Annotated in this window: 19 protein-coding genes and 1 pseudogene; 15 read left to right on the top strand and 5 right to left on the bottom strand. The window is 70.8% G+C overall.

Features of this window, described 5'->3' with window-relative positions:
* Nucleotides 1-75: 75 nt before the first annotated feature.
* The 5 genes from FYW95_RS10940 (at nucleotide 76) to FYW95_RS10920 (ending at nucleotide 4,971) form a co-directional block, all read left to right on the top strand.
* Nucleotides 76-1,161: a lactonase family protein gene (locus FYW95_RS10940; protein WP_159942959.1), complete on the top strand. Its 1,086-nt coding sequence runs from the start codon at nucleotides 76-78 to the stop codon at nucleotides 1,159-1,161.
* Nucleotides 1,162-1,905: 744 nt separating this feature from the next.
* On the top strand, nucleotides 1,906-2,208 hold the full coding sequence (locus FYW95_RS10935) for a hypothetical protein (RefSeq protein ID WP_159942958.1): 303 nt from the start codon (nucleotides 1,906-1,908) through the stop codon (nucleotides 2,206-2,208).
* A gap of 672 nt (nucleotides 2,209-2,880) precedes the next feature.
* Nucleotides 2,881-3,579 (top strand): glycoside hydrolase family 11 protein, encoded by a 699-nt coding sequence (locus FYW95_RS10930; RefSeq protein ID WP_159942957.1) that lies wholly within the window; start codon nucleotides 2,881-2,883, stop codon nucleotides 3,577-3,579.
* Between the two features lie 938 nt (nucleotides 3,580-4,517).
* Complete coding sequence (locus FYW95_RS10925) at nucleotides 4,518-4,802, top strand: Scr1 family TA system antitoxin-like transcriptional regulator (RefSeq protein ID WP_236567824.1); 285 nt, start codon at nucleotides 4,518-4,520, stop codon at nucleotides 4,800-4,802.
* Nucleotides 4,774-4,971, top strand: coding sequence for a DUF397 domain-containing protein (locus FYW95_RS10920; protein ID WP_159942956.1), 198 nt, complete (start codon nucleotides 4,774-4,776; stop codon nucleotides 4,969-4,971). Before FYW95_RS10925 ends, FYW95_RS10920 begins: the two co-directional genes overlap by 29 nt.
* Nucleotides 4,972-5,171: 200 nt before the next feature.
* Here FYW95_RS10920 and FYW95_RS10915 read toward each other — a convergent pair whose 3' ends face one another.
* Nucleotides 5,172-5,918 (bottom strand): phosphotransferase family protein, encoded by a 747-nt coding sequence (locus FYW95_RS10915; RefSeq protein WP_159942955.1) that lies wholly within the window; start codon nucleotides 5,916-5,918, stop codon nucleotides 5,172-5,174.
* A 152-nt stretch (nucleotides 5,919-6,070) separates the two neighbouring features.
* On the opposite strand from FYW95_RS10915, the pseudogene FYW95_RS28890 reads away from it, so the two are divergent.
* The 7 genes and pseudogenes from FYW95_RS28890 to FYW95_RS10885 all read left to right on the top strand — a co-directional run.
* Nucleotides 6,071-6,175, top strand: a pseudogene (locus tag FYW95_RS28890) (IS5/IS1182 family transposase); the annotation flags it as partial.
* A 325-nt stretch (nucleotides 6,176-6,500) separates the two neighbouring features.
* On the top strand, nucleotides 6,501-8,093 hold the full coding sequence (gene ctaD, locus FYW95_RS10910; protein ID WP_160050327.1) for an aa3-type cytochrome oxidase subunit I: 1,593 nt from the start codon (nucleotides 6,501-6,503) through the stop codon (nucleotides 8,091-8,093).
* Between the two features lie 123 nt (nucleotides 8,094-8,216).
* Complete coding sequence (locus FYW95_RS10905; protein WP_160050314.1) at nucleotides 8,217-8,594, top strand: hypothetical protein; 378 nt, start codon at nucleotides 8,217-8,219, stop codon at nucleotides 8,592-8,594.
* A 148-nt stretch (nucleotides 8,595-8,742) separates the two neighbouring features.
* Nucleotides 8,743-9,372, top strand: coding sequence for a biotin transporter BioY (locus FYW95_RS10900; RefSeq protein WP_160050313.1), 630 nt, complete (start codon nucleotides 8,743-8,745; stop codon nucleotides 9,370-9,372).
* The gene (locus FYW95_RS10895) at nucleotides 9,372-10,052 is read left to right on the top strand and encodes an energy-coupling factor ABC transporter ATP-binding protein (protein WP_160050312.1); all 681 of its coding nucleotides are present in this window, start codon (nucleotides 9,372-9,374) and stop codon (nucleotides 10,050-10,052) included. Before FYW95_RS10900 ends, FYW95_RS10895 begins: the two co-directional genes overlap by 1 nt.
* Nucleotides 10,049-10,663 carry an energy-coupling factor transporter transmembrane component T family protein gene (locus FYW95_RS10890; protein ID WP_160050311.1) on the top strand — a complete coding sequence of 205 codons (615 nt, stop codon included), beginning with the start codon at nucleotides 10,049-10,051 and terminating at the stop codon, nucleotides 10,661-10,663. Before FYW95_RS10895 ends, FYW95_RS10890 begins: the two co-directional genes overlap by 4 nt.
* 139 nt (nucleotides 10,664-10,802) lie before the next feature.
* Nucleotides 10,803-11,786 carry a serine hydrolase gene (locus FYW95_RS10885; protein WP_236572165.1) on the top strand — a complete coding sequence of 328 codons (984 nt, stop codon included), beginning with the start codon at nucleotides 10,803-10,805 and terminating at the stop codon, nucleotides 11,784-11,786.
* Nucleotides 11,787-11,826: 40 nt separating this feature from the next.
* On the opposite strand, the gene FYW95_RS10880 is transcribed toward FYW95_RS10885, so the two are convergent.
* A complete protein-coding gene (locus FYW95_RS10880) occupies nucleotides 11,827-12,585 on the bottom strand; it encodes an SDR family oxidoreductase (RefSeq protein WP_201294808.1) in 759 nt (252 codons plus the stop codon).
* Between the two features lie 325 nt (nucleotides 12,586-12,910).
* On the opposite strand from FYW95_RS10880, the gene FYW95_RS10875 reads away from it, so the two are divergent.
* Together FYW95_RS10875 and FYW95_RS10870 are read left to right on the top strand one after the other, a co-directional pair.
* Nucleotides 12,911-13,408 (top strand): ATP-binding protein, encoded by a 498-nt coding sequence (locus tag FYW95_RS10875; RefSeq protein WP_160050324.1) that lies wholly within the window; start codon nucleotides 12,911-12,913, stop codon nucleotides 13,406-13,408.
* A gap of 256 nt (nucleotides 13,409-13,664) precedes the next feature.
* Complete coding sequence (locus FYW95_RS10870) at nucleotides 13,665-14,537, top strand: helix-turn-helix domain-containing protein (RefSeq protein ID WP_159945262.1); 873 nt, start codon at nucleotides 13,665-13,667, stop codon at nucleotides 14,535-14,537.
* Nucleotides 14,538-14,781: 244 nt separating this feature from the next.
* On the opposite strand, the gene FYW95_RS10865 is transcribed toward FYW95_RS10870, so the two are convergent.
* The gene (locus FYW95_RS10865) at nucleotides 14,782-15,015 is read right to left on the bottom strand and encodes a DUF397 domain-containing protein (RefSeq protein WP_159945236.1); all 234 of its coding nucleotides are present in this window, start codon (nucleotides 15,013-15,015) and stop codon (nucleotides 14,782-14,784) included.
* A gap of 288 nt (nucleotides 15,016-15,303) precedes the next feature.
* On the opposite strand from FYW95_RS10865, the gene FYW95_RS10860 reads away from it, so the two are divergent.
* Nucleotides 15,304-16,494 (top strand): Kelch repeat-containing protein, encoded by a 1,191-nt coding sequence (locus tag FYW95_RS10860; RefSeq protein ID WP_160050310.1) that lies wholly within the window; start codon nucleotides 15,304-15,306, stop codon nucleotides 16,492-16,494.
* A 256-nt stretch (nucleotides 16,495-16,750) separates the two neighbouring features.
* Here FYW95_RS10860 and FYW95_RS10855 read toward each other — a convergent pair whose 3' ends face one another.
* Together FYW95_RS10855 and FYW95_RS10850 are read right to left on the bottom strand one after the other, a co-directional pair.
* Nucleotides 16,751-17,779 carry a metal ABC transporter substrate-binding protein gene (locus tag FYW95_RS10855; RefSeq protein ID WP_201294807.1) on the bottom strand — a complete coding sequence of 343 codons (1,029 nt, stop codon included), beginning with the start codon at nucleotides 17,777-17,779 and terminating at the stop codon, nucleotides 16,751-16,753.
* 102 nt (nucleotides 17,780-17,881) lie between these two features.
* A complete protein-coding gene (locus FYW95_RS10850; protein WP_159945238.1) occupies nucleotides 17,882-18,553 on the bottom strand; it encodes a potassium channel family protein in 672 nt (223 codons plus the stop codon).
* Between the last annotated feature and the right edge of the window lie 3 nt (nucleotides 18,554-18,556).

The raw sequence follows: 18,556 nt of genomic DNA, 5'->3' as shown, positions 1-18,556 counted from the left end.
GGAACACCGTGCCTGTAGCATGCGCCCGGCTGTTCAGACCACTGACGCCATAGGACGAGGGAAACGGGGATTCCGGTGGACGACTCCTGGGACGGGCGGCGGCTGCTGCTCGTGGGCACCTACACCCCCGACTCCGACCCGTCCGGGGAGGGCGAGGGCGTCTACCGGGTCTGGTTCGACCCCATCACCGGCCACATGGCGGACGGGGGCGTGGCCGCCCGCACCCCGGGTCCCTCCTTCCTGGCCTTCCACGCGGACCCGCCCACGGTGTACGCGGTCAACGAGCGCGCCGAGGGCACCGTCACCGCCTTCCGCGTCGACGGGAGGGCCGAGCTCACCGAGCTGGGCCGGGCCGCCACCGGAGGCGGGTCGCCCTGCCACGTGCTCGCGCGCGGCTCCGAGCTGGTGGTGACCAACTACGCCAACGGCGTGGCCGCCGTGTACGGCCTGGGCGGCGACGGAGCGTTCGCCGCCGGACCGGTGGAGCTCGCGCACACCGGGAGCGGCCCGGTCACCGAACGCCAGGAGGGCCCGCACGCGCACAGCGCGGCCGCTCCCGACGACCGGCACGTCCTGGTGGCCGACCTGGGCACCGACGAGCTGCGCGTCCTGCGCGGCGACGCACAGGCGGGCGCCGTGGCGCTGCCCCCGGGCACCGGTCCCCGGCACGCGGCGGTGGCGGGGGAGTACGTGTACGTGGCCGGTGAGCTGGACTCACGGGTGCACGTGGTGCGCTGGGACGCCCGGGAGGGCGCCGGCGAGCACCTGGGGTCGGTCCACGCCACCGGCGAGGAGGCCGCGGGGGACAACTTCCCCGCCGAGATCCTCGTGCACGGCGGTTGCGTGTACGTGTCCAACCGGGGCGCCGACTCGATCGCCACCCTCGCCGTCCGCGACGGAGGCGCCCGCCTGGAGCACGTCGCCGACACCCCGGCGGGAGGTGCCTGGCCGCGCAACTTCACCGTCGTGCGCGGGCACCGCGAGGAGCCCGACCACCTGGTGGTGGCGGCCCAGAACGGGGACTCGCTGGCCTCGCTGCGGATCGACCCCGACACGGGCGTTCCGGCCGACACGGGGCACCGTCTGGACGTCCCCGTTCCGGTGTGCGTGCTCCCGGTTCCCATCACCCGCATCCGCCGCGCCGAGGCCGCCCGGGGCTGACGTCCGGGCGCACCGTGTCCGCGGGCGGTCCCGCTGTTCGGGGACCGCCCGCGGACACGCGCCCCGGGATTCGGCGGCCGTGCACGCCACCACAGGGACCGACCGGTCACCACGGCGGTCCGACCGTCATCGACCGCGTCACGTACTCCTTCTCCCGCTGCCGTCCCGCGCGGTGGCCGGCAGCTCGCCGCCCTGTCCGCGTCCGGACACCTTCGAGTGCGATGACGGCCCTTGTCGGGGCGTTGGGGGGAGCCCGGGGGCGAAGTTCGTAAGCACTTCCCCTGCCCCGAAAGAAGAACGCGCGCCCTGCAAAGGATCCTTGTTCCTCCCCGCTCTCCGGCGCGGTGGTCGCCGCCGCGTCCGCCGGTGCCCGCGGGTGAGCGGGCGGCACGTTACCTCTCCGCCTCGGGCTGGAGCCTGGGGCAGCGGCTGGAACAACGTCCACACCTCCTGGCAGACCGCCTCCAGTGCCTACGACCATTTCCGCGACAACGCTTTCTGCGCACCACCGACACCCGTGTCCACGCGGACGGGAACACGGCCCGCGGCCAGGCCACCGGAAGTATGCGGGTGTCTGAAAATGGTCGAAGCCAGGTGGGTGCAAGGCCCTGCTGCCGTTCAGCGAACAGTTGGAGCGCACCCTCGACGAGGAAAAAGATGGTCTGGAAATCCGAATCACGATCCGTGTGTGCCGGAGGCCGGACGGTCTCCGGCACACAGCCGCACCCTCAGGAAAGAGAAACGATGTCCACCTCCGCCGCGCGCATCGCTCTCGTCCTCGCTCCGCTGGCCGCCGCCGCGGCCACGCTCCTGCTCATCGTTCTCACGGACCAGAGCTCCAACGTCCTCCTCTGGGGCGGTGCCATCACCCTGTTCAGCGCGCTTCCGTTCGCTGCGCCTGAGCGGTACCGGCGCACCGCGGCCTGGGTCTGCGCCGCTCCCGTGCTCGCCATGACCGCCCTCAGCATCCTGTCGGTCGGCGTGTACTTCCTCCCCGCGCTCGCCGCGCTCCTCATCGCGGGGCTGGCCCGCGGCACCCGGGAGTGAGCCCCCCCGGCGCGGCGGGCCCCGGCATGCCCGCGGCGGCGGGGGGAGTACGTGTACGCGGTCGGCCGGGGAGCTGACACGACCACCGCCCTGGTCCCGCGCGACGGCGGCGCCGGCCTGAAGCACGCGGCCGCCATCCCGGCCGGAGGGCCGAAGCCGTCCGGGGCCGGCCGCTGGACGGCCCGTGTCCGGGTGTTCGGCGACCGTACACGTCACCACGGGGACCGCCGCCATCGTGACGACCACCGTCGACCGCAGAGACGCAGACGGCCTCCTCGTCGGCGCGTACTCGAAGGGCCCCTCCTGCCCCGCCTCCGGGAACGCCGTGCCCCGTGCGCCACACGATGGGTTCCGAAACTATCCGAAAACTTTCGGATTGAGTGGCCTGGTTTCTGGCACCCAGGGTGCGGACTCCGGACCACTCTCGGATGCGGCCCTCAGATATCGCTGATGGGCAAGGGAGGACTCTCTCTTGCTGGACACCAATCTTGCCGAAATTTTCCGGAAACTATTGACAGTCCAGCCGGGTTGGACAAATACTCTCACACACGGCAACCAGCCAACCCCGCCGCGTTATACGGAGCCGAAGGGCGGTGGCCGTCCCCTGGCCACCGACGCCCCGGCCCGTATGACGCTGGCTGACCCCCCTGCCAGCCTTCGCACGGAGGACACATGTCAACGGACGAGACCAACGCCCCCCGCCCGCCCCAGATCAGCCGCAGAGGACTCATCGGCGGCGTCGGCGCCCTGGCGCTGGCCGCTCCCGTGGCGGCCATGGCGATGCCCGGCACCGCCCACGCCCAGACCATCACCACGAACCAGACCGGCACCCACGGGGGCTACTACTACACGTTCTGGACCGACGGCGGCGGCTCGGTCTCCATGACCCTGGGCAACGGCGGCAACTACAGCACCCAGTGGAGGAACACCGGCAACTTCGTCTGCGGCAAGGGCTGGAGAAACGGCAGCCGCAGGACCGTGAACTACTCGGGCGGCTTCAGCCCGTCCGGCAACGGATACCTGTGCCTCTACGGGTGGACGTCCAACCCGCTCGTGGAGTACTACATCGTCGACAGCTGGGGCACCTACCGTCCCACGGGCGAGCACCGGGGCACGGTCTACAGCGACGGCGGCACCTACGACATCTACCGCACGATGCGCTACAACTCCCCCTCCGTCGAGGGCACCCAGACCTTCCCCCAGTACTGGAGCGTCCGGCAGTCGAAGAGGGTGGGCGGAAGCATCACCACCGGCAACCACTTCGACGCCTGGAACAGGGCCGGAATGAACCTGGGCGGCTTCAACTACTACATGGTCATGGCGACCGAGGGCTACCAGAGCAGCGGCAGCTCCAACATCTACGTGGGCTGACCCGCCTCCGGCTCCCCGTCACGGCCGTCGGCTCCCGGAACGTCGACGGCCCCGCGCCACCCGGTGGCGCCCACGACCCCGCACCCCTGTCGGGCGACGGCCGCCGTCCCGGTGACCGTGTGCGGCCCGGGAACACCAGCCCCGGGCCGCGGTCAGTCACCGGGTACCGCGCGCGCGGCCTCGGCGGCAGCCGCCACGGCGAGTGGGGCCGGGGGACCGCGGCCGTCGGCTTACGGGGCTGGATCCCCTCGATCCCCGCGGCCAGCTCCTGGGCGCTGTCACCGCTCAACAGGACCATGCGCCCGGTGTGCGCCGCCCAGTACTGGCCGGTCGAATCGCCGTGCCACACCGTCCAGCCGCGCTTCCGGTAGGTGGCACGGAGGCGGTCGACCTCCTGGGTGACGGAGGCCCCACGGTTTCCGGGGTCACGGCGACGCTCATGCCCCCTCGCCCCCTGAGCCGTCCCGGCGCCTCCGGCGCTCAGGACGGAGAGCGCAGTGCGCAGCTCCTCGGCTCCACCGCGCACGATGAGCCCGGGCTGTCCGTTCTCCCCGGTGCGGGTGCTGGTCGCCACGAAGCAGGGGCGCCCCCGCCCGTCGTGCAGCTCGCAGACGAGGAAGTCGGGGAACTCCTCGCGCAGCCGGAGGACGGCCAGGCTGGGCCTGAGGTGATAGCCGTCCACGGTGGTCACCGTCCCTTCCGGGGAGGGGGACCACCGGGGCCGGGAGCCGGGGAACGTCCCAGCGCAGCTCGAAGAACATCCCGGGGCCGCGCAGGGACCGGAAGCGTCCCCAGCGGGAGGCGAGGGCGTTCACCAGGAGCAGGTCGCGCCCGTTTTCGGCACCGCTGTCCGGGGTGACGACCCGGAGGGAGGGATCCGGCCGCAGGCGTCGAGGACCTCCACGCGCAGCCACCGGTGGAGGAAGGACGCCCGGACGTTGAGGCCCCGTATCCGCCTCCAGGTCCTGCCCTTCGCCAAGGGTGTGCACGCGGCGATGGATGGGTCCTTTGCTGTGCTGGATATGAGCGGCGGCGAGCACTTGGTCTATGCCGAGATCCCTGGCAGCGGCCGTGTGACCGCTGATACCGACGAGGTGGAACGATGCACGTTGCGCTTCGGGGTGCTCCGTTCGATGTCCCCCTCTCCGGACGAGTCCATTGACTTCATCTCCCGCTACAAGGAGGCACACAGCCATGGGATCGCCCCCTTCTCACTGGCATAAGTCCAGCTACGGCGGCAACCAGGGAGGTCACTGCGTCGAGGTCGCGGACACCCCCTCCCACGTCCACGTCCGCGACACCCAGAACCGGCCTCTCGGGCACCTCACCTTCCCTTCCTCCGATTGGGGTGCCCTCCTCTCCGCCCCGCGTGAGGGCCAGGGGGCCGGATAGCCCCGGGGGCCCACACACCCGCTGGCCGGTTCGGACCGGCGCCCATCCCCTCCCCGCGTTCATCACCCCCGGATGCGCCGTCATCTGCTGGCGACGACTGCGCACCGCACTTTGCCGGGAGTAAGGGCAGGCGATGCGGCCCGGGGGAGGGCCCGCTCGATGCGTCAGAACGCACTCACGGCGGTCGGACCCGCGCAGCCTCACAGCCGGGACCTCAGCACGTCGACCTCACAGCCCGGCGCGAAGGGGTCGAAGCCGTGCTCGACCAGCCAGCGAACCCCAAGCAGGCTTCGCAACGACCACCACGCGCGGATCACGTCGAGGTCGACGTCTGTGCCATAACCGGCGATGACGTCGTCGAGGTGCTCCTCGTGTCCGAGCGTCAGGGTGGCGAGGTCGAACAGGGCGTTGCCCCGGCCGGCCTCGGACCAGTCGATGATGCCGGTGACCTCGTCGCCGTCGACGAAGACGTGCTCGACCTGCAGGTCGCCGTGCGTGAACACCGGAGTCCACGGCCGGAGCGCGGCCGCGGCGACCCGGCGGTTGCGGGTGACCAGGTCAGCGGGCAGGACACCGTTCGTCACGAGCGACTCGCACTCGCCGTCGAGTTCCGCCGCCAACTCGCCGGGACCCCGGCGGCGCCGGCCGGGCCAGGGCGGCAAGGGCGCCTCGTGCAACCGCCGGATGACGGCACCCGCCGCGGCCCACGCCGCCGCCGACGCGGTCGACGGCTCACCGAGACGGCCGAGCGCCGTCCCCGGGACGGCGGCGATCGCGAGTACGGGCGGCTCGCGCCACAGGACCTCCGGGGTCGGGACCGGCGCGAGGGACATCGCCTCGACCTCGACGTCGGTGCGTGCCTGATCGGCGTCCACCTTCAAGAACACGTCGCCAGCGCGCAGGGTCGCGCGCTCGGAATGGGCGACGACGACTTTGACCTCATCCATGGGCGACCAGTATCCCGGGGATGATCGCCGGCGTCGCCGGGTTTATCGCGTGCGGTCACGCTGCTGACCACGTCCCGCTGTCCGGCGGCCCGGTGCACGGCACCGACCTTCTGACCAGGTCGAGCCCACCGCTTTTCTTCGGAGCCCTTTGACGGGTCGAGCGCACCATGGCCAGGCTGGCCGGATGCCGCCGCCACGAGCGCGGGGCCGACCGCTTCCCGGCCTCCGGTATCTCCTGCACGCTGATCCGCCACCGCGGACCGGCCAAACGCGATGAGCCCTTAGGGGGAAATCCCCTCCGAACGATCCTGAACGGAATTGAAGCGAATAAAGGAGAAAAGGTTGATATGCGGAAAATCTGAAGGGTAAACGCGGCCTCAAGTGCACTCGCGGGTCTGTGGCCTGCGTTAACGTGGCTACCTGGGACCAGGGGAAGGGTTCGCAGGGCGCGGGGCCCGGAAAGCGTCTGCGATCAACCTTCGAATGTCCGTTTTTTCGCACATGGGGGGTTGAATCGTGGCACCGGTGAAAACCGAGGTGGAGGAGCGCGAGGGGGAGGCCAGGGGGACCCTGGTCAACTGGATGACCTCGACCGATCACAAGATCATCGGTTACATGTACATCATCACCGCTTTCGGCTTCTTCCTGCTCGGCGGGCTGATGGCGGTGCTCATTCGCGCAGAACTGCTTTTTCCGGGCATGCAGCTCGTGAGCAACGAGCGTTTCAACCAGATGTTCACCATGCACGGCACGGTCATGCTGCTGATGTTCGCGACCCCGCTCTTCGTCGGGTTCGGCAACGTCATCATGCCGCTGCAGATCGGCGCACCCGACGTGGCGTTCCCGCGCATGAACCTGTTCAGCTACTACCTGTTCCTGTTCGGCAGCCTCATCGCCGTCAGCGGGTTCCTGACCCCGGCGGGGGCGGCGAGCTTCGGCTGGTTCGCCTACACCCCGCTGTCGGACGCGGTGCGCTCGCCGGGACTGGGCGGTGACCTGTGGATCCTGGGCCTGGTGGTCTCGGGTCTGGGCACGATCCTGGGCGCGGTCAACTTCATCACCACCGGCCTGTGCATGCGCGCGCCCGGTATGACGGCGTTCCGCATGCCGATCTTCACCTGGAACATCCTGCTCACCTCGGTGCTGGTCCTGATCGCGTTCCCGGTCCTGACCGCGGCGCTGATCGCCCTGGGCGCCGACCGCATGGTGGGCACGCAGGTCTATTTCGCCGAGCACGGCGGTCCGATCCTGTGGCAGCACCTGTTCTGGTTCTTCGGCCACCCCGAGGTGTACATCATCGCGCTGCCGTTCTTCGGCATCATCACCGAGGTGATCCCGGTCTTCTCACGAAAGCCGATCTTCGGCTACAAGGGCCTGGTCGCGGCGACCATCGCGATCACCGGCCTGTCGGTGACCGTGTGGGCGCACCACATGTTCCCGACCGGCGCGGTGCTGCTGCCGTTCTTCTCGTTCATGAGCTTCCTCATCGCGGTTCCGACCGGCGTGAAGTTCTTCAACTGGATCGGCACGATGTGGCGCGGCCAGCTCTCCTTCGAGACGCCGATGCTGTTCGTGATCGGCTTCCTGGTGACCTTCCTCCTCGGCGGTCTGACGGGTGTGCTGCTGGCCTCGCCGCCGATCGACTTCCACGTCACCGACACCTACTTCGTGGTGGCGCACTTCCACTACGTGGTGTTCGGCACCGTGGTGTTCGCGATGTTCGCCGGTTTCTACTTCTGGTGGCCCAAGTTCACCGGCACGATGCTCAACGAGGCGCTGGGCAAGTTCCACTTCTGGCTGCTGTTCCTGGGCTTCCACGGCACCTTCCTGGTGCAGCACTGGCTGGGCGCCGCGGGCTTCCCGCGCCGCTACGCCGACTACCTTTTCAACGACGGCTTCACGGAGCTGAACCAGATCTCCTCGGTGTCCTCGTTCGTCCTGGCGGCCTCCACGCTGGTCTTCTTCTGGAACGTCTACGTCACCGCCAGGAACGCCCCCCAGGTCGAGATGGACGACCCGTGGGGGTACGGCAACTCGCTGGAGTGGGCGACCTCCTGCCCGCCGCCGCGGCACAACTTCACGTCGCTGCCGCGGATCCGGTCCGAGCGTCCGGCGTTCGACCTGCACCACCCGAACCTCGCACAGCCGGTGGCCACGGATCCCGAGAGGCGGTAGCCCCGGTGAGAGGGCGGACCCCCGGGGACGCCCCGCACGAGGGACCCTCCCTGTCCGAACGCAAGTCCAGCGCCCGAGGTGACCGCACGGCACCGGAGGCGACCGGTTCCGGGGTGAAAGCGCATGGCCCTGAGTCCACTTCCCGACGACAACGTACGGCGACCGCTCCTGGACGGCCGCGCCGGTGTGGTGTTCACCGTCCTCTCGGTCGCGGCCGCCCTGATGATGCTGTGGACCTGGACCGGACACACCGCCTTCGCGGTGGCCACGTGCTGCACGGTGGCCGGTGTGTTCGCGGCGGGGTTCGTGTGGGCCAGGACGGGGTGGACCGAACTGGTCGGCGGCCCCCTGGACGGTGCGCGGATCCGCCCCGCCGGGAGCGCGCGCCGACGGGAGGCGGACCTGGTGCTGGCCCTACCCGGCGGAGGGCGGGCGCGCTACGGCCCCGACGGCACCGGACGCCTGGTCTACCGGGGCCGTGCCGGGGACGGCGACCGCTGAACACCCCGCAGGTGTGACCCCCGTCTCAGGACGATCCCCACAAGGGCGGGGCGCGCGGAACTGTGCGCCCCGCCCTCCTCCCTGGTCACCGACATACCGGACAATGGGCAGTGATCCACGCACACCACCTCTCCGAGGGAACGCACGCATGCCCACGACCAAGGCCGTACTCCGCCACAAGGGCCTGACCGCCCGCGACCTCGCGCTCATCGCCGTCTTCGCGGCCCTCATCGCCGCGCTCAGCGTCAGCGTCGCCATCCCCCTGCCGTTCTCGACGGTGCCGATCACCCTCCAGACCCTCGGCATCATGCTCGCCCCCGCCCTGCTGGGCTGGAAGCGCGGCGTCCTCGCCGTCGCCGCCTTCCTCGCCCTGGGCCTGGCCGGGCTGCCCCTGTTCGCGGGCGGTGCGGGCGGCATCGGGGTCCTGGCCCGGCCCTCGGCCGGGTTCATCGTGAGCTGGGTCTTCGCCGCCCTGGTGATCGGCATGCTCACCGAGCTCATGACCCGCGGCGGCCGCTACCGCTTCTGGCCGGGCCTGGGCATCAACATCGTCGGCGGCATCCTCGTCATCTACGCCATCGGCGTCCCCTGGATGGCCGTCGTCGCCGGGAGCGGCGTCCTGGCCACCACCTACTCCATGCTGGCCTTCCTGCCGGGCGACCTGGTCAAGGCCGTCGTCACCGCGCTCATCGCGCACGCGGTCTTCCGCGCCTACCCCGTCCCGCCCGCGGGGCGCCCGGTGCTGGAGACCACCGGTGAGGACGGCGGAGCCGCCTGATGCTGCGCCTTGAGGGGGTCTCCCACTCCTATGACGACCGCGCCGTGCTGCGCGACATCACCCTCGACCTCGCCGAGCACCGTATCGGCGTGATCGGGGCCAACGGATCGGGCAAGTCCACGCTCGCCCGCACCCTCAACGGTCTCGTCATCCCCGACGAGGGCCGTGTGACGCTGGGGGAGTGGGACACCCGGCGCCACGCCAAACACATCCGCCGCCGGGTCGGCTTCGTCTTCTCCGACGCCGCCAACCAGATCATCATGCCCACCGTCGCCGAGGACGTGGAGATCGGTCTGCGCTCCCTGCGGCTGGGCCGCGAGGAGACCTCCCGCCGGGTGGAGGCGGCCCTGGCCCGCTACGGGCTCGACGGGCACCGCGACCACCCCGGGCACCTGCTCTCGGGCGGCCAGAAACAGCTCCTCGCCCTGGCATCGGTCCTGGTCACCGAACCCGACGTGCTGGTCTGCGACGAGCCCACCACCCTGCTCGACCTGCGCAACACCCGCATGGTGCACCGCACCCTCAGCGGGCTGGACCAGCAGCTCGTGCTGTTCACCCACGACCTGGACCTGCTCGACGACTTCGACCGCGTCCTGGTCATGGACGAGGGCCGCGTGGTCTTCGACGGCGTGCCCGGTGACGCGGTGCCCCACTACACCAAGCTCATGGACGACCGGTGAGCACCGTCGGCCTCTACGTCCCCGGTACCGGCCCCCTCTACCGGGTGCCCGCCGGGACCAAGCTCCTCGCGCTGCTGCTGGCCGGTGCCGGCCTCCTCGTCTGGGCCGACCACCGGGTCGCGCTCGGTGCCCTGGCCGCGGCCCTCCTGCTCTACCCGGCGGTGGGCCTGGGGGCGCGCCGGGCCTGGTCGGCGCTGCGGGCGCTGTGGCCGTTCCTGCTGGCCATCGGCCTGTTCCAGGTGCTGTTCGGGGAGTGGCAGACGGGCCTGCGGCTGTGCGCCCAACTGGCCGCGCTGGTCCTGCTGGCCAACCTCGTCACGCTCACCACCCGGGTGCGCGAGATGCTCGACCTCTTCCAGCGGGCGGCCCGCCCGCTCCGGCACCTGGGCGCCAACCCCGACCGGGTCGCCCTCGTCCTGGCGCTCACGGTCCGCTCCATCCCGATGGTCGCCGCCGCCTGGCGGGCCGCCCGGGAGGGCTACCGGGCACGGGGCCTGTCCGGCCGCCCGCACCTGCTCGTGGTCCCTGTGATCGTCCAGCTGATGCGTATGGCCGACGCCACCGGTGAGGCACTCGTGGCGCGCGGGATCGACGAGGACACCCGGCACTAAAAGCGAATCGTGGGGCACTGGAGACGAAACGGTGGCATTCGGTACCGATTGGATATCGGATAGTCGGTTATGCGGCGGTTCTTGGGATAATTAAGCGCACATCCGATCCGCACCACCGTGCCAACGAACCGGTGATCACGTGCTCCGGCGCCGTCCCCCTTCCCAGATCCGCGTCTGGCCCGTCGCCGCGGCGGCTCTCGCCCTCGCCCTGGCGATGGTCTTCGCCCTGCCCGGAGCGACCTCGGCGGCCCGCGGTGAACCGCCCTCGCCGGACCCCGCCCTGGTCCGTGCCCTGCTCTCCGACGAGGCGCTGGCCCTGGTGCCCTTCGCGCCCCGCACCGGGCCCGCCACCGGCGGCGCGACCCTCACCCCGGACCAGCGCGACGAGGTGGCCGCGCGGCTGGAGGAGATCGGCCGGGAACACGGCGCCGAGTTCGGTATCGCCGTGCAGGACCTGCGCACCGGGGCCGCCTTCAGCCACAACGCCCACCAGCAGTTCCCGACGGCGAGCGTGGCCAAGCTGAGCATCCTCACCATGCTGCTGCTGCGCGCCCAGGAGGAGGGCCGCGAACTCACCGCTGCTGAGCGGGAGCAGGCCAGCGTGATGATCCGCTACAGCGACAACGACGTCACCGACGGCCTGTACGCGCGGATCGGTTTCACCGAGGGCTTCGAGCGGGGCGCCGGGGTGCTCGGCTTCACCGGGACCGATCCCAACCCGCGGGGGGTGTGGGGCTCGACCATGACCACCGCCGCGGACCAGCTGCGGCTGCTGCGCGCCCTGTACTGCGACGACAGTCCGCTGCGGGAGCCCGATCGCGCCCTCGTGCGCGAGCTGATGGAGTCCGTGGCCGAGGAACAGGCCTGGGGCGTCTCGGCCGCCGCCGCGCCCGGGGACGCGGTCGGAATCAAGAACGGCTGGGTCCCGCGCGAGAGCAACGGCGGCCTGTGGACGGTCAACAGCGTCGGCTACGTGGTCGGCGCCGAGCACGAGTACCTGATCGCGGTCCTCACCGACGACAGCGCCGACTACTTCGGCGGGGTGTCCCTGGTGGAGGAGCTGGTGCTGGCGGTCACCGGCGCACTGGAGGGCGTCCTCCCGGCCGAGGGGACCACCCGCTGAACGCCGCCCCGACCGGCCCGGCCGGCCGGGGCGGTCAGGCCTAGTCCAGCGGGCCGCCCGCCACGTAGAGGACCTGGCCGGAGACGTACCCCGCGTCCTCGCCGGTGAAGAAGGCGACCGCGTTGGCGATGTCCTCGGGAAGACCCACCCGGCGCACCGGGATCTCGTTCTCCTTGAAGGCCTTCATGTCCTCGTACTTGACGCCCATGCGCTCGGCGGTGGCCCGGGTCATGGCGGTCTCGACGAACCCGGGCGCGACCGCGTTGCAGGTCACGCCGAACTTGCCCAGCTCGATGGCCAGGGTCTTGGTGAACCCCTGCAGGCCGGCCTTGGCCGCGGAGTAGTTGGCCTGGCCCCGGTTGCCCAGTGCCGAGGAGCTGGACAGGTTGACGATCCGGCCCCAGCCGTTCTTGGTCATGTGCGCCTGGGCGGCCCGGCTCATGAGGAAGGTGCCCCGCAGGTGCACGTTCATCACGGTGTCCCAGTCCTCGACCGACATCTTGAACAGCAGGTTGTCGCGCAGGACGCCGGCGTTGTTCACCAGGATCGCGGGCGGGCCCAGGCGCTCGGCGACGGTGTCCACGGCGGCGTTGACCTGGTCGGGGTCGGACACGTCGCAGCCCACGGCCAGTGCGGTGCCGCCCGCCGCGGTGATGCGGTCCGCGACCTCCTGGGCGTCGGACTCCTTCAGGTCCAGCACCGCGACGGAGCGGCCTTCGCCCGCCAGGCGCTCAGCTGTGGCGGCGCCGATCCCACGGGCCGCACCCGTCACGATGGCCACACGAGGCGTTGGGGACATGGTGTTACCTCCAGAATTCAGGTGGTGGGCGCGAAGCGATCCTATCTGCATCCCAACCGGTCGGTAGGTGCCCGGGGTGCTGTCCGCGACGGCTCTCCATGGTGGGATTGTCGCGTATCTACCCCGCTTTACGGACCCGCCGAAGATGGTCTTCGCGTTTGCCTGCACATCGTCGGGCCGTGTCCTACGATTGCCTGCAAGACCAAGATGCACGTGCATTCGAGTCGTGCAGTGGCACGCGCCCGCTGGAAGGCGGGCGCGACCAGACCGCCGGAACGCGGCCGCTGCCGCTCTCGCCGCGGTGCGTCAGGGAGGAGTGGAAGGCATGGAGTGCGCGGAGGCGGTGGCGGAACCGGCCGGTGGCTGGTGGCTCAAGGTCCTGACGCACGGTTCGCGCCGCTGGAACACCCCCGTCTGCGGAGACAGGCACGACGCCGTCACATGGAGCTTCGAGCCGCGCCCCCACGCCGTGGGTGCCGCGCGCGAGATTTCCGAGGCTCTTCTCCACGAATGGGGGATGCAGTACTTGTCCAGCGATGTCGCGGTGGTTGTTTCCGAATTGGTCACCAATGCGGTCCGGCACGGCGGCCCTCTGCCCTTGACCAGGCAGGGCGAGGGGGGTATTCAGCTCTCCCTGATGCGCAGCGGCGGTGAATTCATCTGCGCGGTTCGTGACGGAGGGGACACCCTCCCCCAGAGAAGGGAAGCGGATCTTGATCTGGAGGGCGGCCGGGGACTTGCCCTGGTGAGTGCTTTCGCGCAAGAGTGGGGTGTGATTCCCACGCCGCCCGGCGGAAAGTTCGTTTGGGCGCAATTCGTGTGAGTCCACCGCAGGGTCCCGTTCCCGGCGGCGGTCCCCCCGAACCGGTGGCGCTGCTCGTGCCGGAGCGGCAGGAGCGGTCCCGCGCCGCGACTCCGGGGCGTGCGGACACTGTGGCCCTATCGTATACATGTAGTGTCTTGACCGTATGGCAAAGGTGTCCTCCCAGCCCGGATACCCTTGTGCGAGGAATGACGGAGAGGCGGCGAACGTGGATATCGCTCGATTGCGCAAGGGGAGCGGCCCCACCGTGCGCCGCATGCTGATCGGGCACGAGCTGCGCCAACTCCGCGAGGCCCGTGGTATCAGCCGCGAGGACGCCGGGAACAAGATTCGGGCATCGGCGTCCAAGATCAGCCGTATGGAACTCGGCCGGGTCGGTTTCAAGCTCCGCGATATCGAGGACCTCCTCAAGATGTACGGGGTCACCGACCGCAAGAAGATCAAGGAAATCCTCGAAGTCGCGCGCGAATCGAACAAGCCCGGTTGGTGGCGTGAGTACGGGGACTCACTGCACAAGTGGTTCACCCGCTACGTCGGCTTCGAGGAGGCCGCCGACCACATCCGCATCTACGAGTCCCAGTTCATCCCCGGTCTGCTGCAGACCGAGGAGTACGCGCGGGCGATCATCTCCGGCGGTGTGGACACCGACCTGGTCACCGAGCAGCGGGTGGAGGCCAGACTCAAGAGACAGCGCCGCCTGCGCACCGACAAGAACATGCGCATGTGGGTCATCCTCGACGAGGCCGCGGTGCGCCGCCCCATCGGCGGCCCCGAGGAGGGGCCCGAGATCATGCGCGGCCAGCTGGAGTGGCTCATCCAGCTCAGCGAGGAGTACGACAACATCACCCTCCAGATCGTCCCCTTCGCGGTGGGCGCGCACGCGGCCGAGGCGGGTTCGTTCACGCTCCTGCGCTACTCGGAGTTCGAGCTGGCGGACATGGTCTATCTGGAGCAGCTGACCGACGCCGAGATCATCGACCGCCGGTCCGTGGTCGAGGCCTACACCAAGGCCATGACGCGGCTGAGCGTCGCGGCGGCCACGCCGGACGAGACGCTGGAGATGCTCAGGGGCATGTTGGACGACCTCAACAAGGAGGCCGAGAACAACCAGGAGGCCGACGACAACTGAGAAGGTCGCCCCCGTCCGGGAAGAGGGGTCCGGAGGAGGGATCAGAGGTACCAGAGGCTCGCCGCGGCGGGCCTTTTCGGTGTGTACGGGCACGTGGTGCCCGGGAACCCGCGGCCTTCCGCGCGGTGCGGGTTCGGCCGACCCGGCCGAGGGCAGGGCAACCGGGTCGGCGCGCGGAGGAGGGGTCACCGCGCGGCGATAACCCCTCCTGTGTATCCTTCGGTTCCGGCGCGAACCCGGCGCCCTAGCTGAGCAGGTTGTCGAAGTCCCCGTCCTTGGCGCCCAGGATCAGGCAGTCGATCTCCTCCTGGGTGTAGACCAGCGCCGGACCGGAGGGGAAGCGCGAGTTGCGCACGGCGATCGAGCCGTCGCCGAGACGGGCCATCTCCACGCAGGCGCCCTGTGAGTTGCTGCGCTTGGCCTTCTGCCAGGCCGCCCCGGTCAGCTCGGTCGCGGAAATGCCGTTGTGTGCGGTCATGCTTGGCTCCTTAGCTCGTCGAGGGGAGTGTCCGTGCTTCTGCACTGCCATATGCACGTGCATTGGCACCGACACGTTCACAAGCATAGCGTGAGCCCCGCCACTTGTCCGGGGGTTTGGCGGTATGTAAGCAGGGTGTAATCAGCAGGCGTACCCGGGATGGCCTGCTTCTTCTCCACGCCGCGGACCGGTGCCCGCCTCGGCGTGCGCACGGGCCGTTCCGGTCGGGCCCTACACTGCGCTCCGGCGGGCGCCGAACGGCGTCCATACCGTGGAGGGAGGAGGAGCATGAGGCGCGTGCTCGGGGCGGTGACCGCACTGCCGCTCCTTCTCGCCGGGGTCGTCTCCTGCGGCCCCGCCGGGGAGGAACCCTGGGACGTGGAGGTCGCGGTGGGCGGTCTCGCGCCGGGACCGCTCGAACCCCGCCGGGATCACAGCCTCGTCTGGACCGGTGCGGAGGTCCTCGTCTGGGGCGGGCACGGCGCGAGCCAGCACGCGCCCTTTCCCGACGGTGCCGCCTACTCCCCGGCGGCCGACACCTGGCGGCCGGTGGCCGCCAGCGGCCTGGAGCCCAGGACCCGGCACAGCACCGTCGTGGTCGGGGAGCGGGTGCTGATCTGGGGAGGGTTCACCCCGACCCACTCCGGCGGTCCGGACGCGCACCTGGCCCGGGACGGCGCCCTCTACGATCCCGGGAGCGACTCCTGGGAACCGGTCGCTCGTGCGCCGGAGGGCAGGTCCCTGGCGCGCGGGGTGGCCGTCGACGGGCGCGTCGTCCTCGGCGGTGGGTTCAGCCAGCGGGGCGGATCGGACTTCCTGGTGTACTCGCCGGAGGAGGACTCCTGGCACACCGTCCCCCTCGCGGGCGGGGACGAGGGCTTCACGGTGTACGACATCGCGGTCCTCGACGACACGGCGGTGGCGGTCGGGAGCTTCGACGCGAGGAGGGCCGTGCCGGTCGAGGGCTCCGCCGCAGGGGGATCCGTGGCGGCCGAGGACTCCGGGACGTTCGTGACGGTGTTCGGAGCCGACGACGCGGTCGCCCCCGTCCGGCTCCTCTCCGGTCTCGCCGAGGCGGGGGAGGCGAGCGTCTTCACCGGGTTGGCGGTCTCCCCGGAGGGGAGGGCCCTACTGGCGCTTCGGGGTGAGGAGAGCGCGAGTCTGTACGAGATCGGAGCGGGCGGCCGGGCGAAGCTGGTGGACAGGCTGGACTCCGCCGGCTTCCGTCCTCCCGTCTCATCGCTCACCCACCCCCTGCTCTCGGGGGAGATGGACTTCGTGGACGGGCTGGGGCTGGTCGCGACGGCTCCCGGTGAGGTGGGTCTGTGGGACCCCGAGGCGGGGCGCTCCCGGCGCCTCCAGGTCGAGGCCCTGTCCGGCCACTGCGGTCCCCTCGTCCCGGCCGCGGACGGCGTGTTGTTCGGTTGGGGCGGCCTGGGCTGCGGTTCCGCCGGGATCAGGGTCGACATCGGGGCATGAGCGCCGCGGTTCGCGCCGGGGGCGCCGCAGGGACGGCAGGACGCCGCCCGCGTCCGCCGCGACAGCGGGCCCCGGCGGGGGGCGGGGGGGGGGGCCCCCCCCCCCCGGGCCCGCGGGGGGGGGGGGGGGGCGCCCCGGGGGGGGGCCACCAGGGGGCGGGCGGCCCGCCGCGGGCGCCCCCGGCGCGGGGGGCCCCGGGCGGCGTCCGGGCGGCAGCCCGGACGCCGACGGGGCCCGAAGGGGGAGGGGAAGGACCTCAGGAGCAGGCCAACGCGGTGGTCAGCGCCTCCAGGTTGCCGCGCATGACGGAGGGGTAGTCGTCGCCGGGGGAGTTCTCGGTGACCCCCTCCAGCGGGTCGAGCACCTCCACCCGGGCGCCGGTCTCGGCGGCGATGGTCTCGGCGGTGGAGGCGGGCATCAGCGGCTCGGTGAAGACGGTGCTGATGTCGTGCTCGCGAACGGTGTCGGTGATCGCGGCGATCTGCGCGGGGGAGGGCTCGCTGTCGGGGTCCACCCCGCTGACACCGATCTGCTCCAGCCCGTAGGCCCGGGTGAGGTAGGAGAAGGCGGTGTGCCCGACGACGACCTCGTCGTGCTCGCAGGAGGCCAGGCCCTCGTCGTACTCCTGGCCGATCGCCTCCAACTCGGCGGTCACGGCCTCCACGTTCCGGGCGTAGTCCTCGGCGCCCCCGGGGTGGACCTCGGCCATGCGGTCGCCGAGGGCCTGGGCCACCTGGGCCATCAGGTCCACGTCCAGCCAGAAGTGCGGGTCGTACTCGCCGTGGTCGTGCTCCTCCTCCTCGGCGTGCTCCTCCCCGCCCTCCTCGGAGTGCGCAGCCCCATCGGCGTGTTCGTCCGCGTGCCCGTGCTCCTCCTCCGCGTGCTCGTCCTCGGCCTCGTCCACGGGACGGAGTTCGACGATGTCGGCGACGTCGAGGGCGCTCTCGGCGGCCTCCTGCTCGACGGCCTGGTCCACGGCGGGCTGCAGGCCGCCGACGTAGAAGGCGATGTCGGACTCGCTGACCTCGGCCACCTGGCGGCCGGTCAGCTCCAGGTCGTGCGGCTCGGTGCCGGGCTCGGTCAGCTGGGTGACCGAGACCCGCTCCCCGCCGACCTCCCGGGCCAGCCACTCCAGGGGGTAGACACCGGTGACCACGGTCAGGTCGGTCTCGGCGGGGGAGACACCCGAGTCGTCCGCCCCCTCGCCGCCGCTCTGGCAGGCGGTGATCGTCATGAGTGCGGCGGCGCCGAGGGCGGCGGCACGCACGGTTGTCCCAGTTCGCATGGGTCAATTCTCGGGATAATGAAAACGGTTGTCAATTTGTCCGTTTGGCGGGGTACCCCCGCAGGAGCCGTGCCCGCGGGGGAACGCCGTGCCGGACGGGGCTCAGGTGGACTCCGAGAACCGCTCCACGTCGTCGGTCCGGCCCGCGACCACGATCACGTCGCCCTTGTTCAGCACCGTCTCCTGGGTGGCGTAGGTGAACTCCTCGCCCAGCCGCTTCACCGACACCACGGTGATGCCGTACTGCTGGCGCACCCCCGTCTCGCGCAGGGTCTTGCCGATCAGCGCTCGCGGGGCCTTGGTCTTGCCCAGGGAGAAGCCCTCCTCCAGCTCCACGTAGTCGAGCATCCGGCCCGACAGCAAGTGCGCCACGCGCTCACCCATGTCGTGCTCGGGCAGCACCACGTGGTGGGCGCCCACCTGCTCCAGGATCCGGCCGTGCCGACGGCTCGTGGCCTTGGCCCAGATGTTGGACACCCCCATGTCCACCAGCTGGGAGGTGGCCAGGATGCTCTCCTCCAGGTGGCTGCCGATGGCCACCACGGCCCGCTGGAACTGCCCGGCTCCCACCTGGCGCAGCGCCTCCTCGTCGGTGGCGTCGGCGATCACGGTGTGGGTGAGGGCGTCGGCGTAGGTCTGGACCATGCGCGGGCTGGAGTCGACGCCCAGCACCTCCCACCCGCGGCTGACCAGTTCCAGGGCCAGCGAGCTGCCGAACCGGCCCAGACCGATGACCAGGACGCGTTTGTCGGTGGGTCTCCTGTGCTGCTGCACGGG

The organism is Nocardiopsis sp. FR4 (assembly GCF_009830945.1).
Taxonomy (GTDB): Bacteria; Actinomycetota; Actinomycetes; order Streptosporangiales; family Streptosporangiaceae; genus Nocardiopsis.
The sequence above is the reverse complement of the archived record's forward strand: the minus strand, read 5'-3'. Positions and strand labels throughout refer to the sequence as shown.

Excerpts from the sequence above, each read along its gene's own strand:
- FYW95_RS10900 (WP_160050313.1), top strand. The coding sequence starts at position 8,743 with ATGCCCACGACCAAGGCCGTACTCCGCCACAAGGGCCTGACCGCCCGC.
- FYW95_RS10935 (WP_159942958.1), top strand. The coding sequence starts at position 1,906 with ATGTCCACCTCCGCCGCGCGCATCGCTCTCGTCCTCGCTCCGCTGGCC.
- FYW95_RS10905 (WP_160050314.1), top strand. The coding sequence starts at position 8,217 with ATGGCCCTGAGTCCACTTCCCGACGACAACGTACGGCGACCGCTCCTG.
- FYW95_RS10920 (WP_159942956.1), top strand. The coding sequence starts at position 4,774 with ATGGGATCGCCCCCTTCTCACTGGCATAAGTCCAGCTACGGCGGCAAC.
- FYW95_RS10860 (WP_160050310.1), top strand. The coding sequence starts at position 15,304 with ATGAGGCGCGTGCTCGGGGCGGTGACCGCACTGCCGCTCCTTCTCGCC.
- FYW95_RS10915 (WP_159942955.1), bottom strand. The coding sequence starts at position 5,918 with ATGGATGAGGTCAAAGTCGTCGTCGCCCATTCCGAGCGCGCGACCCTG.
- ctaD (WP_160050327.1), top strand. The coding sequence starts at position 6,501 with ATGACCTCGACCGATCACAAGATCATCGGTTACATGTACATCATCACC.
- FYW95_RS10930 (WP_159942957.1), top strand. The coding sequence starts at position 2,881 with ATGTCAACGGACGAGACCAACGCCCCCCGCCCGCCCCAGATCAGCCGC.
- FYW95_RS10875 (WP_160050324.1), top strand. The coding sequence starts at position 12,911 with ATGGAGTGCGCGGAGGCGGTGGCGGAACCGGCCGGTGGCTGGTGGCTC.
- FYW95_RS10880 (WP_201294808.1), bottom strand. The coding sequence starts at position 12,585 with ATGTCCCCAACGCCTCGTGTGGCCATCGTGACGGGTGCGGCCCGTGGG.
- FYW95_RS10895 (WP_160050312.1), top strand. The coding sequence starts at position 9,372 with ATGCTGCGCCTTGAGGGGGTCTCCCACTCCTATGACGACCGCGCCGTG.
- FYW95_RS10870 (WP_159945262.1), top strand. The coding sequence starts at position 13,665 with ATGCTGATCGGGCACGAGCTGCGCCAACTCCGCGAGGCCCGTGGTATC.
- FYW95_RS10855 (WP_201294807.1), bottom strand. The coding sequence starts at position 17,779 with ATGCGAACTGGGACAACCGTGCGTGCCGCCGCCCTCGGCGCCGCCGCA.
- FYW95_RS10865 (WP_159945236.1), bottom strand. The coding sequence starts at position 15,015 with ATGACCGCACACAACGGCATTTCCGCGACCGAGCTGACCGGGGCGGCC.